Genomic DNA, 13329 nt, shown 5'->3' on the forward strand with positions numbered 1-13329 from the left:
TGTTAGTGAGCGGTTTCGATATTATCTTCTTCTGGATTGCCCGCATGATCATGATGACCATGCACTTTATTAAAGATGATGAAGGTAAACCACAGGTTCCATTTAAAACCGTTTATATGACAGGCCTTATCCGTGATGAAGAAGGTCAGAAAATGTCAAAATCTAAAGGTAACGTACTTGATCCTTTAGATATGATTGACGGTATCACATTAGATAAACTGTTAGAAAAACGCACTGGTAATATGATGCAGCCACAAATGGCTGAGCGTATTGCTAAACGCACCAAAAAAGAGTTCCCAGAAGGTATTGAAGCACATGGTACTGATGCTCTGCGCTTTACTTTAGCGGCGTTAGCTTCTACAGGGCGTGATATTAACTGGGATATGAAACGTCTGTCAGGTTACCGTAATTTCTGTAACAAATTATGGAATGCCAGTCGTTTTGTACTGATGAATACAGAAGATCAAGACTGTGGCTATCAAGGTGGTGAGATGACATTCTCATTGGCTGATCGCTGGATCTTAGCTGAATTCAATAACACCATAAAAGCCTATCGTGAAGCGTTAGATAATTATCGCTTTGATATTGCTGCCGGTATTTTATACGAATTCACTTGGAACCAATTCTGTGACTGGTATCTTGAGTTATCAAAACCGGCGGTTCATAAAGGTAATGATGCTCAAAAACGTGCTGCTCGTCATACCTTGATTGAAGTATTAGAGGGTCTGTTACGTCTTGCTCATCCAATTATTCCATTTATTACAGAAACTATCTGGCAACGCGTTAAAGAGGTGAAAGGCATTGAAGGCGAAACCATCATGCTCCAAGCTTTCCCTGAATTTGATGCGTCATTAGTCGACGAGCAAGCACTTAACGATCTGGAATGGATCAAAGAGGTTATCGTCGCAGTTCGTAATATCCGTGCAGAAATGAATATTGCGCCAGGTAAACCACTGGATGTTATTTTACGTGGTGCGGATGAAACGGCTAAACGTCGCGTCAGTGATAACATTGGTTTCTTAAAAGCAATGGGTCGCTTAGCGGATATTCGCCCATTAGCGGAAGGTGAAGAAGCACCATTATCGGTAACTAAACTGGTGAGCGGTGCAGAGCTGTTGATCCCAATGGCCGGCTTTATTGATAAAGATGCAGAGCTTGCCCGTTTAGATAAAGAGCTTGAAAAAGTAGAGAAAGATATCACTACATTAGACAGCAAATTATCAAACGAAGGCTTTGTTAATCGCGCACCTGAGGCTGTTGTCGCCAAAGAGCGTGAGCGTTTAGCATCTTGTTTAAATGCTAAAGAGAAGCTGATTGCCCAAAAAGTCTCTATTGCTGCGTTATAAGTTATTGCACCATTAATACTAAAACCCGCATTGATTGCGGGTTTTAGTTTATTTTTAACACCTAATATCGTTACTACTTAAGATATAGGTTGATCACTAAACCTAAAAATAAAACATTTTTTCACTATATTGTGACTCGTTTTGCAGTGAAATAGTGTTCTATAGTGCCTTTTCTCTATTATTCTCTCTCTAATGAAATAGATATTTGAAATATATCTCTACCAACAAATACCCTAATCATATAAATAAACAGGCATAACAGTTTACAATCCTATTTAATCAATTAAGATGTTTTCAGTGGCCCTCAGTGCTACTTTCAATGAAGAAGTTCCTTTCCGGTGCTCTCTCAATACATTATCAAAAAATATTCTACTAATAAGTAAAACGATGAGTGCAACTATGACTGCAAACCCTAATGCAACACAAAATATTATTATCAGAGCCATTGAAAAAAGAGATAACGCCGGCATTGCACGCGTTATTCGAGAAGTTTCCGCCGAGCATGGCTTAACAGCGGATAAAGGATTTGCAGTAGCTGATCCGATTTTAGATACCTTATTCGAAGTTTATCATCAACCTCGCAGCGCTTACTGGGTGGTAGAAATGGATGGCGAAATTGTTGGTGGTGGTGGTGTCGCACCTCTTGCGGGTGGCGATGGGGAGACTTGTGAATTACAGAAAATGTATCTCTCTTCTAAGTTACGAGGAAAAGGAATTGCGAAAAAAATTGTTCAGCAATCTCTTGAGTTTGGTAAGCAACAAGGCTTTAGTCGCTGCTACTTAGAAACTACTGATATTTTAAAAGCAGCAATTGGTCTATATGAAAAATTAGGCTTTGAGTTTATTGATAAAGCATTAGGTAATACAGGCCACAGCGACTGTGAAATTCGTATGCTGAAATCACTTTGATATTTCTCATAACCATGTATCTACATGCTGTATAGATATAAACGCCCGCATATTTAATGCGGGTTTTTTGTTATCTCACAATAGCACTTATCAATATAAAATGAATTTATCTTAATGGTATAAAAGAGCGATATTTTACAGCTATTTTTAATGATTAATCTATATTTAAATTATTAGCAATCTATTTCACATTAAATATTTATCTTAAATTTAATAAAAAAACACAAGTTTAATTTATTTCTCATTTTACTCTAGATAATCATATTTCACATCTTAAATAAAATATTTTTTAGTTTCTGTTCTATTTTAAAATTCCTATTTTTTTATATTGCTATTTATAGATAATTTAATATCTTTATGCACAGAAAGTCATGCTGTGGCTTTTAACATTCTAAAATTAAAAAGGAATTTCTTATGAAAAACTTTGTCAAAATTGCACTTATTGCTTCTTTTGTTACCGTAATGACTGGTTGTACTGGTAGTGTTTACAACAAAGAAAAAGATTGTAACTACGACTATTTATTACACCCAGCAGTATCTATCTCTAAAATTATCGGCGGTTGCGGCGATACTAATAAATAATATATAGTTTTATGAATAAACTACATTCTGAGTTATTTTTATAAAGCAGAATGTGGTTTTTATTTTGGAAAATAATTAATAATAATTTTAAAATCATTTTTCCTGTTAGGCTTTTCTACTTATCATCTCTGGCTTTTTTACCTTAAAAAGATCATTCATTTTTTTTGAATACCATCAACAAATTCCCCCTATTTTGTTTATAGAGCGAACAATTTATGATCATACTCATTAAGAAATCGCGATAACTTGTATTACCTCCTTCTGTGTCTGGGTTATTGCGGTTTCTTTCCTTAATCAGGAGAAACATCATGACAATGAGACAGGTAAAACAAATTTATTCAGCACCTAATCCACATTGGGTTGGTAATGGCTTTTCTATGAGCACAGTATTCTCTTATAAAGAGAATGCAGAGCAATATAGCCCATTCTTATTAATGGATTATGCTGAGCCTACATTATTTAAGCCTGTTACTAATGCGCGTGGTGTTGGGACTCATCCCCACCGTGGATTCGAAACGGTCACTATAGCTTATCAAGGTGAAGTATCTCACCATGATTCTACCGGTCATGCCGGTACAATTGCTGAAGGTGATGTGCAGTGGATGACAGCCGCTTCAGGTATTTTACATAAAGAATATCACTCTGAAAAAATGACGAAAGAGGGAGGTATGCTTGAAGTCGTACAACTGTGGGTTAATTTGCCAAGCGCGTATAAAATGGCACAACCCCGTTATCAAGCACTAAAAGCGCAAGATATTCCTCATGTGCAATTACCTAATGCACAGGGCTATGTCCGAGTCATTGCCGGTGACTATGCAAATACATCTGGTGTTGCTATGACCTATTCCCCTGTAAACCTGTGGGATGTGCGCTTAAATCATGCGGGTACTTCACACTATGCTATCCCTGAGGGACATAATGCGATGCTATTTGTCGTTAAAGGTGCGATACATCTCAATAACAGTGATATTGTACGTCAACATGAAATCGCAATATTAGATACCCACGGTGATACCCTAACATTAGGATCCATGGGAGACGCTATCGTATTAATATTAACGGGTGAGCCCATTAATGAGCCAGTAGTAGGACAAGGGCCTTTTGTCATGAATACACAACAAGAGTTATTACAAGCTTTTGATGACTATGACAATGGTAAGTTTGGTATGATGGATTAGCCATTTAAAAAATGCCCGTCACAAAAAGAATTTGTGGCGGGTGTTCTTTTTTGCACCTAAAGACTGGTACATTGGGACAACATATAGCGCCAATTAGTGCAGGCGTGATGACTTATCAGACTCGCTTTCGTCATCTTCATTTTCGCCATCTTCGTCATCATACTCAGCGTCGGGATCTTCAAAATAAGTTCCCCAGCCGTCGTAATAGACACCCATTTTTTCCGCTAAATTCATTAACTGTTCTACTTGCGCATCAATCAGTTCAGCATTTAGACCACTTTCACTAACCGCATCAAAGCAGACTAAGATCTCACCTGATTCAATTTCAATTTCTTCAGGCTCGGTGACTTCATAACCTAATTTAAAAACTTCAACAGCCGCTTTTTCTAACGTTTCAAAATTTTCACATGAAATGTGGTGTTCAATTGCGTACAGTGCATCGGGATCACTGCCATCTTCGAGTAATTCTTCAATAATAAGACGTGTTTCTTCACGTTGTTCTGCTAGCTTTTTGCTGTCCGCCATAATTCCGCTCCGCAATAGTCTGAAAGATATCTTGGTTATTCTCCCACAGGGGGAATAAACACTCCATAGTTAAATAAGGCTCATATCGCAGAGTTTTTCATTCAAAAGTGACGTTTAAGGGTTGATGATGAATATTTATTGTATTAAATTGAATATAAATTCAATTATAGGATGCTTATCTATGAACCCTTTCTACCAAAGATCATTTTTACGTTTACTCGACTTCTCATCAGCAGAAATACAACAATTACTGGCTTTATCACTAGAACTTAAACAAGCAAAAAAATCAGGCCATGAACAGCAGTATCTCACAGGAAAAAATATTGCGCTGATTTTTGAAAAAGATTCCACCCGTACCCGTTGTGCCTTTGAAGTGGCCGCCTTTGATCAAGGTGCGAATGTGACCTATCTCGGCGGAGGAAGCCAAATCGGTCATAAAGAATCGATAAAAGATACCGCTCGCGTGTTAGGACGTATGTATGATGGTATTCAATATCGTGGTTATGGCCAAAAAACAGTAGAAATGCTGGCAAAATATGCTGATGTACCGGTTTGGAATGGATTAACCGATGAGTTTCACCCCACACAATTATTAGCGGATTTGCTCACTATTACTGAACATCAAACAAAACCATTATCAGAAACCATTTTTGCTTATCTTGGTGATGCTCGTAACAATATGGGCAATACCCTACTCGAAGCGGCTGCCTTAACAGGAATGGATTTACGCCTAGTCGCACCAAAAGCGTGTTGGCCACAAGCAGAATTAGTCGCTGAATGCCAAAATATCGCTCAGCAAAATGGGGGGAAAATTACCTTAACTGAAAATGTCGCAGAAGGCGTTAAAAACGCCGATTTTCTCTACACGGATGTGTGGGTATCTATGGGAGAGCCAAAAGAAGTTTGGAAAGAGCGTATTACGTTACTCAAACCTTATCAGGTTAATATGGATGTAATCAAACTAACGGGTAATCCAGACGTTAAATTCCTGCATTGTTTACCGGCTTTTCATGATGAAGAGACAACAATGGGGCAAGCATTAGCGGAAGAATTTGGCTTATATGGTGGTTTTGAAGTCACTAACGAGGTTTTTGAATCAAAACACAGTATTGTGTTTGATGAAGCAGAAAATCGTCTACACACGATTAAAGCGGTTATGGTGGCGACCTTAGCAAATCCTTTTTAAAAATACATATTCATGCAAAAGCAACGTTTTTTAATGATTAAACAAACGGTGCTTTTTTGCCTTTTCTTTAAGCTAATTGATTTTTAAATTAAAAAAATTTTTTTGCAAAAAATTAAAAGCAAACGCTTGCGTGTAAGATTAAGATGCGTATAATGCGCCACAATTTGTCAGGAGGAAAGATGAAACAGCGCCAATGCCAATTTGTTGTCACATTACGTACCCTAACCGGTCGTAAGCGCTCTCTTTTTTCCAAAAAGCTATTTTTTAAAACCCCTCTCATTGAGGGGTTTTTTTTGGTCTGTAGAAAAACACATATCGCACCATTTATCGTATCATCAAAGGAGAACTCTAATGACTAATCCGCTCTATCATAAGCATATTATCTCCATCAATGATCTGAACCGAGACGATCTGGAGTCTGTTCTCCATGTTGCTGACAAATTAAAACAACACCCCAATAGCCAATTATTAAAAGACAAAGTGATTGCCAGTTGTTTTTTTGAAGCCTCCACCCGCACTCGCTTATCTTTTGAAACAGCAATCCATCGTTTAGGGGCGTCTGTGGTTGGCTTTGCAGATGGTAGTAACACCTCTTTAGGTAAAAAAGGGGAAACCTTAGCTGATACTATTTCCGTACTACGTACTTATGCTGATGCCATTGTTATTCGTCATCCTCAAGAAGGTGCGGCACGTTTGGCCTCTGAATTTGCTGGGGATATCCCCGTTATTAATGCTGGGGACGGTGCCAACCAACACCCTAGCCAAACGTTACTAGACTTGTTTACCATTAAAGAAACACAAGGCCGATTAGATAACCTCAATATCGCGATGGTAGGTGATTTAAAATATGGTCGCACAGTACACTCACTAGCCCAAGCATTAGCCAAATTTACAGGAAATCACCTCTATTTTATTGCCCCAAAAGTGCTGGCCATGCCAGAGCATATCTTGCATTTACTCGAAGAGCATGGTGTTGAATATAGTCAGCATGAAACTGTAGATGAAGTGATGTCAGAGCTGGATATCCTGTATATGACTCGGGTACAAAAAGAGCGCCTTGATCCTTCTGAATATGCCAATGTCAAAGCCCAATTTATCTTAACCAGTGCTGATCTGGTGAATGTAAAAGATAATCTTAAGATATTACACCCCCTGCCACGTATCGATGAAATTACCACCGATGTTGATAACACCCCTTATGCTTACTATTTCCAACAAGCAGGTAATGGTATTTACGCGCGTCAGGCACTACTTGCCTTAGTTCTAAATAAAAACTTAGTTCTTTAATAAGGAGCACACCATGACTCATGATCACAAACTAAAAGTTGAAGCTATCAAACGTGGGACTGTTATTGATCATATTCCGGCGCAGGTGGGCTTTAAGATCCTATCTCTATTTCGTTTAACCGAAACAGACGAAAGAATAACGGTAGGTTTTAATCTTCCTTCTGAAAACCTAGGTAAAAAAGATTTAATCAAAATTGAAAATGTCTTTTTAACCGCAGAGCAGGCAAATCGCTTAGCAATGTATGCCCCTCAAGCGACGGTTAATATTATTGATGACTACCAAGTCGTCAATAAAATGGCACTAAGTTTACCTGAATTACTCGAAGATGTTGTACCCTGCCCTAATAGCAACTGTATTAGCCATAATGAGCCGGTACAAAGTAGCTTTCGCGTGAAAAAATTCGCGTCTGACGTGGTATTAACCTGCAAATATTGCGAAAAAGAATTTGAGCGCCACGCCGTTATTCGTTGATTTCTTATTGGCTATCTGCCCTGCTTGATAGGGCAGATAGTAAACACCTACCCTAAAAATAGAATAATCCCCTCTCAATCGCGTTGATCCCTTTTTATGAAAAAATAGAAATAGCTAATAAGCACTATCTTAGAAAAAAAATTGCTATAAATGGGGGATTTAGATGGGCTAAATATCGTATAAAAAGGCGAGAAAGCGTTAGGATTATTTTCTTTTTATACCTATAGACTTTATGATAAAGCCTGATATCTATCATATTGCTCGTCTTCTGCGCTGGCTATAATAGCGCTGAGCTAATTAAGCGTTAGCATGAATCTTATAAAAACAGGAGTTCTACATGTCTTACGAAATTAATACCGAAAAAGCCCCTGCAGCAATCGGCCCTTATGTACAAGGTGTTGATTTAGGTAATTTAGTGATCACATCAGGCCAATTACCTGTTGATCCGGCTACGGGTGAGTTTGTGTCTGACAATGCGGCAGAGCAAGCACGTCAATCTTTAGAAAACGTCAAAGCAATTATTGAAAAAGCAGGTCTAACCGTTGCTAATATCATTAAAACGACTGTTTTCGTAAAAGATTTAAATGATTTCGGTACTATTAATGCAGCTTATGAAGCTTTCTTTAAAGAGCATAATGCAGCATTCCCAGCACGCTCTTGTGTTGAAGTTGCTCGTTTACCGAAAGATGCCAAAGTAGAAATCGAAGTTATCGCGATCCGCTAATTTATTTTTCTACCTGTCATATCAAAGAAGCAAAGTACTCTTTATGAGCACTTTGCTTTTTTTATATTCTCAATAAATGAGCAATCATTTATTACTGCCATTTTTATCTCAGATTTACAATTCAGCCAAGCCCTCTCCAAGCCTGATGTAGCAAAAATACCTTGATTTAGATCAGTTTTACTCAAGATTATTTCGCTTCCAATTACTATATATTGTGCTTTAATAAATACACAGATACAACATATAGTAATTATACACACCTTATCCACAATTAGTCTCAATGCTACGCCATCACCTGTTTTTATGGGATTAAAGCCTGTGGATAAATAGTTAAGGAGCCAGATTGTGAAAACCATAGTGATAAAACGAGACGGATGTAAAGTCTCTTTTGACCAAACCCGCATCAGCGATGCTATCAAAAGAGCAGCCGAAGCTTGTCAGATCACTGATGATGATTATTGTGAGTTTGTCGCTCAATCTGTTTCACAATCTCTCGCAGGACGTTCGAATGTCGATATCCGTGAGATCCAAGACGCCGTTGAAAATCAGCTGATGGCTGGCGAGCACAAAGATATTGCCAGAGCTTATATTGAATACCGTCATGACCGAGATGTTGCTCGTGAGCAACGAGGACGATTAACTCAGGAAATCCGCGGTCTTATCGAACAGAGTGATGTCTCTATCTTGCACGAGAATGCGAATAAAGACAGTAAAGTTATCCCAACCCAACGCGATTTACTTGCGGGAATTGTGGCTAAACATTACGCAAAATTACATATCCTGCCAAGAGATGTGGTACTCGCTCATGAGCGCGGTGAAATTCATTATCATGATCTCGATTACTCACCCTTTTTCCCTATGTTTAACTGCATGCTGATTGATCTCAATGGTATGTTAACCAACGGTTTCAAGATGGGTAATGCAGAAATAGAACAGCCAAAATCCATTTCAGCAGCCACTGCGGTGACTGCACAGATTATTGCTCAAGTCGCTAGTCATATTTATGGTGGCACGACAATCAACCGTATTGATGAAGTCCTTGCACCTTTTGTCAAAGCCAGTTACGACAAACACTATAAAGTGGCGCAAGAATGGCAAATAGCGGATAAAGAAGCTTATGCCAACGCACGTACAGAAAAAGAGTGTTATGACGCTTTTCAATCTTTAGAATATGAAGTTAACACTCTACATACGGCTAATGGTCAAACGCCTTTTGTTACCTTTGGCTTTGGCCTAGGCACATCAAAAGAAGCACGTTTAATTCAACGCTCAATCCTTGAAAATCGCATGGCGGGTTTAGGTAAAAACCGCAAAACGGCGGTTTTCCCCAAACTGGTTTTTGCTATTAAAGATGGCTTAAACCATAAATTTGGTGATCCTAACTACGACATTAAACAACTTGCTTTAGAATGTGCAAGCAAGCGGATGTACCCTGATATTTTAAATTACGATCAAGTGGTAAAAGTAACCGGCTCGTTTAAAACCCCAATGGGTTGTCGTAGCTTCTTAGGCGTCTATGAAGAAAATGGCGAGATGCTCCACGAAGGGCGCAATAATCTAGGGGTGATCAGTTTAAACTTACCACGTATTGCCATTGAGGCCAAAGGAGATGAAGCCGCATTCTGGTCGCTGCTTGATAAACGTCTTGAATTGGCTAAAAAAGCCTTAATGACCCGAATTGCTCGTTTAGAAAACGTCAAAGCACGTGTTGCCCCTATTCTTTATATGGAAGGTGCTTGTGGCGTACGTTTAAAAGCGGATGACAGTGTTGCTGAAATTTTTAAACATGGCCGGACCTCCATTTCATTAGGTTATATCGGTGTTCATGAAACGATTAATGCCTTATTTGGTACGCAAAAACACATCTTTGATGATGAAACATTGAGAGCTAAAGCAATAGCAATTATTCAGCGTTTACGTGAAGCGACAGATCAATGGAAAGCAGAAACAGGCTATGGTTTTAGTCTTTACAGTACACCTAGTGAAAACTTATGTGACCGTTTTTGCCGTTTAGATGCAGCGGAATTCGGTATTATACCGGGGGTGACTGATAAAGGTTATTACACCAACAGTTTCCACTTAGATGTAGAGAAAAAAGTCAATCCATATGATAAGTTGGATTTTGAAGCCCCTTACCCGCCATTAGCCAATGGTGGTTTCATATGCTATGGCGAATATCCAAACTTACAACATAACCTAAAAGCATTAGAAGACGTTTGGGATTATAGCTACACCCGTGTCCCTTACTACGGCACAAACACCCCTATTGATGAATGTTATGACTGTGGTTATACCGGCGAATTTTCTTGTACCAGTAAAGGTTTTACCTGCCCTCGATGCGGTAATCACAACCCTGCAAGAGTCTCGGTGATACGCCGTGTATGTGGCTATTTAGGCAGTCCTGATTCGCGTCCATTTAATGCCGGTAAACAAGAAGAAGTTAAACGTCGAGTTAAACATCTGGCTAATGGTCAGTTAGGTTAATACTGTGAATTACCATCAATATTACCCTGTTGATGTTGTCAATGGCCCAGGAACACGTTGCACCCTGTTTGTTGCAGGGTGCGTACACCAATGTCGTGGTTGCTATAATAAATCAACTTGGTCACTAACATCTGGCAAGCCGTTTACCCAAGAAGTGGAAGATCAGATCATTGCTGATTTACAAGACACTCGTATTAAACGACAAGGACTATCACTTTCCGGTGGTGATCCCCTGCACCCCCAAAATCTTTCTGCTATATTAAAATTGGTAAAACGTGTTAAAACGCAATGCCCTGAGAAAGATATTTGGGTTTGGACAGGCTATTTATTGGCTGACTTAACCCCAGAGCAACAAGAAGTCGTTAGCTATATTAACGTACTGATTGACGGCAAGTTCGTACAAGAACTTTATGATCCCGCATTACTGTGGCGCGGTAGTAGTAATCAGGTGATCCATAAATTGAAGTAATACACATTGAATTAACTGGAGGATATATGCCTTTAAGTGATAATAAATATGTAAGCTTTTCTGAAGATCATGAACTGAACTACCATTTAAAAAAATGGGGTAAAAAGCAATCGAAAGCCAATCGAGATCAACTCGTGAAGCTAGGCAGTGAATTGAAAAAGAAACTTGATGTTAAACATCTCCAACATACTGAAATAGATGCAGAGATAGAAAAAATCTTTCATTATTTGAGTAATATCTCATGATCCCCAGTGATAAATCACCTTACTACTGGGGATCACTTCACTATTATAAAGCGCTCCTATTTAGTCACCTCCGTTATCAAATGCGAATCATTTTCAAAAACAATAGTCAAAGTGATTAGTTTTGTTTTATGATTAGTATTCTTAATTCTTCTTTTTATGACAATATTTAATATGAAATTTGTTTTTTTACCTTTAATTTCAATCGTTTTAATAACTGGGTGTAGTAGTAAATGGGAGCCTAAAGGGGTACCCGATTACACATTACAAGAAGCAAAGTTAATTTGTGATTTGGATGCGAATACACGTTACCCTATTCGTAAAGAGGTACTACAGCACACCGTTTATCGTGATGTAGAAAAAACTTGCCGTAAAGACGACAAAGAGCGTTGTGGGGATAAAAAGACCTATACAGAACGTGTTCCGATGACAGAAAGCTATGTAGCAGATATTAATCAAGAAGATAGAAAAACATTCTATACCTCATGTATGTCTTTAAAAGGTTGGGAACAAAAAAATTACTACTTTTGGCAATAAGGAGTAACTTAGTGACGTTGCCAAAAGAGCTTAGTACCAAAGCCTAGCTGATTATTCACCATTTTAATTTCTTGCAATTGTAATTGCCATAAAGGCACATGGATGGCGGCTAGCGCCACAGGGAAACGTAAGCAATACTGTTTTCTTGCTCTGATGTCGTCATTAGCGGTTAATAAAGACACTGTACCGGTGAATTGAACGCCTTGCAGATTGGCGACAGAAAGCTCTTGAGTACTAATACCGCCCGCAACAAATAAATTTTCCTGCATCATTTGTGCGTGTCGTGTATGTTTTTCTGAGAGAAAAACAAGTCGCATGTTGCTTTCATCGAACCAATAGAAACAATTCGCGCACCAAATATCCCCTAATGCACGAGTTGTACATAAGGTAAACACATGGTGACTGGCCATATATTGTTTAATTATTTTGATCGAGTCTGGCGTAGACATAATTTACCTGCATAGAAACTAAAAGAGACGCTGTTTAGGTGATAATTATATCACCAAAACAAGCGTCTTACCGCGTGTCTCTTTGTGCAGGTAACTTATCGAGAATAATTATAAATTAACGATAAATTTCCGCATTTACAGTCAGATAATCGTCACCTGTAGCACCGATAACTTTATAACCAGTTGCGCCTTCATCTTTTGCGATTTGTGCAATTTTAGTTGTTAAGCCATCTAAAGTATCGTTACCTGTAATTGTGATATACTCACCAGTAGAGGTATGGCTAGTTGCTACGCTGTCAGCAGCGATTGAACCGAATGAAATAGCACTTAAAGCTAATGTTGCAGCGATTAATGTAGATTTTTTCATGATGAACTCCAATTAAATTCTAAATTTGTTATCTATCGCGGAGTGTGTCTCTGTGATGTGGATCATATTATGCATTTTAATTTAACTTTAAAATTAGCAATTATTGCTGTTCTTTTTCAAAATAATTGAATGTATTTTTTTAGAAAAACGTTTTTTACGTCATAAATTTTTCACAACGTGTTGATATAATTACAAGATTTGAAACTTAGTGGTTTGTTAATAACTACCGTTAGAAATTAAGAAATTTTGTTTATTAAAATCATAAGTAGCACAAAAAGGAAAAAAGATGGCTGATACTCAATGGTCAATCTATATTGTCAGAAATCGTCTTGGCTCTCTTTATACCGGAATAACAACGGATGTTGAGCGACGATTTAATCAGCATCAAAATGGAACTGGCGCGAAAGCACTAAGAGGGAAAGGCCCATTATCATTGGAGTTTTATTGCCAAGTTGGCGATAGGCAACAAGCGTCTCAACTTGAATATCGTTTAAAACAGTTAAAAAAAATACAAAAAGAAAAGCTGATCATTGATCAGCCTTCAGACGTTGCACAGTATTTAGCATAATGAA

17 protein-coding genes are annotated in these 13329 nt (G+C 38.2%); 14 read left to right on the forward strand and 3 right to left on the reverse strand.

The features are described 5' to 3' along the window. The 4 genes from ACYUCW_RS01710 to ACYUCW_RS01725 form a co-directional block, all read left to right on the forward strand. A partial coding sequence (locus tag ACYUCW_RS01710; RefSeq protein ID WP_460408150.1) for a class I tRNA ligase family protein occupies window positions 1–1346 on the forward strand: 1346 nt, incomplete at its 5' end. A gap of 399 nt (window positions 1347–1745) precedes the next feature. Further along, window positions 1746–2255 (forward strand): GNAT family N-acetyltransferase, encoded by a 510-nt coding sequence (locus ACYUCW_RS01715; protein WP_004249583.1) that lies wholly within the window; start codon window positions 1746–1748, stop codon window positions 2253–2255. Window positions 2256–2669: 414 nt separating this feature from the next. After that, window positions 2670–2837, forward strand: a complete 168-nt coding sequence (locus ACYUCW_RS01720; protein ID WP_004246189.1) for a YhfL family protein — start codon at window positions 2670–2672, stop codon at window positions 2835–2837. A 308-nt stretch (window positions 2838–3145) separates the two neighbouring features. Beyond that, window positions 3146–4015: a pirin family protein gene (locus ACYUCW_RS01725; RefSeq protein WP_004249584.1), complete on the forward strand. Its 870-nt coding sequence runs from the start codon at window positions 3146–3148 to the stop codon at window positions 4013–4015. A 93-nt stretch (window positions 4016–4108) separates the two neighbouring features. Here the strand turns inward: ACYUCW_RS01725 and rraB are convergent, their stop codons facing one another. Beyond that, complete coding sequence (gene rraB, locus ACYUCW_RS01730) at window positions 4109–4540, reverse strand: ribonuclease E inhibitor RraB (protein WP_004249585.1); 432 nt, start codon at window positions 4538–4540, stop codon at window positions 4109–4111. A gap of 181 nt (window positions 4541–4721) precedes the next feature. On the opposite strand from rraB, the gene argF reads away from it, so the two are divergent. The 9 genes from argF to ACYUCW_RS01775 all read left to right on the forward strand — a co-directional run bounded on the left by argF (window position 4722) and on the right by ACYUCW_RS01775 (window position 11941). Continuing rightward, a complete protein-coding gene (argF, locus tag ACYUCW_RS01735; protein ID WP_004246195.1) occupies window positions 4722–5726 on the forward strand; it encodes an ornithine carbamoyltransferase in 1005 nt (334 codons plus the stop codon). Window positions 5727–5905: 179 nt separating this feature from the next. After that, entirely contained in the window at window positions 5906–6085 is a 180-nt protein-coding gene (locus tag ACYUCW_RS01740) for a hypothetical protein (RefSeq protein ID WP_004252960.1), read from the forward strand. After that, window positions 6078–7013, forward strand: a complete 936-nt coding sequence (gene pyrB, locus ACYUCW_RS01745; protein WP_004246197.1) for an aspartate carbamoyltransferase — start codon at window positions 6078–6080, stop codon at window positions 7011–7013. Before ACYUCW_RS01740 ends, pyrB begins: the two co-directional genes overlap by 8 nt. Window positions 7014–7026: 13 nt before the next feature. Next, entirely contained in the window at window positions 7027–7485 is a 459-nt protein-coding gene (gene pyrI, locus ACYUCW_RS01750; protein WP_004246198.1) for an aspartate carbamoyltransferase regulatory subunit, read from the forward strand. 337 nt (window positions 7486–7822) lie between these two features. After that, window positions 7823–8209: a RidA family protein gene (locus ACYUCW_RS01755; RefSeq protein ID WP_004246200.1), complete on the forward strand. Its 387-nt coding sequence runs from the start codon at window positions 7823–7825 to the stop codon at window positions 8207–8209. A 345-nt stretch (window positions 8210–8554) separates the two neighbouring features. Continuing rightward, window positions 8555–10693, forward strand: a complete 2139-nt coding sequence (gene nrdD / locus ACYUCW_RS01760) for an anaerobic ribonucleoside-triphosphate reductase (protein ID WP_460408154.1) — start codon at window positions 8555–8557, stop codon at window positions 10691–10693. A gap of 4 nt (window positions 10694–10697) precedes the next feature. Beyond that, window positions 10698–11162: an anaerobic ribonucleoside-triphosphate reductase-activating protein gene (gene nrdG, locus ACYUCW_RS01765; protein WP_004246203.1), complete on the forward strand. Its 465-nt coding sequence runs from the start codon at window positions 10698–10700 to the stop codon at window positions 11160–11162. A gap of 26 nt (window positions 11163–11188) precedes the next feature. Beyond that, on the forward strand, window positions 11189–11407 hold the full coding sequence (locus tag ACYUCW_RS01770; protein ID WP_460408155.1) for a hypothetical protein: 219 nt from the start codon (window positions 11189–11191) through the stop codon (window positions 11405–11407). A gap of 171 nt (window positions 11408–11578) precedes the next feature. Beyond that, window positions 11579–11941 (forward strand): hypothetical protein, encoded by a 363-nt coding sequence (locus ACYUCW_RS01775; protein WP_012368742.1) that lies wholly within the window; start codon window positions 11579–11581, stop codon window positions 11939–11941. Between the two features lie 8 nt (window positions 11942–11949). Here ACYUCW_RS01775 and ACYUCW_RS01780 read toward each other — a convergent pair whose 3' ends face one another. Continuing rightward, on the reverse strand, window positions 11950–12390 hold the full coding sequence (locus tag ACYUCW_RS01780; protein WP_460408156.1) for a YhbP family protein: 441 nt from the start codon (window positions 12388–12390) through the stop codon (window positions 11950–11952). Between the two features lie 115 nt (window positions 12391–12505). Continuing rightward, window positions 12506–12757 carry a YdgH/BhsA/McbA-like domain containing protein gene (locus ACYUCW_RS01785; RefSeq protein ID WP_004246207.1) on the reverse strand — a complete coding sequence of 84 codons (252 nt, stop codon included), beginning with the start codon at window positions 12755–12757 and terminating at the stop codon, window positions 12506–12508. Between the two features lie 286 nt (window positions 12758–13043). On the opposite strand from ACYUCW_RS01785, the gene ACYUCW_RS01790 reads away from it, so the two are divergent. Continuing rightward, window positions 13044–13325 (forward strand): GIY-YIG nuclease family protein, encoded by a 282-nt coding sequence (locus ACYUCW_RS01790; RefSeq protein ID WP_004246208.1) that lies wholly within the window; start codon window positions 13044–13046, stop codon window positions 13323–13325. Window positions 13326–13329: the final 4 nt, after the last annotated feature.

It is taken from the genome of Proteus sp. MB838, from assembly GCF_054767435.1.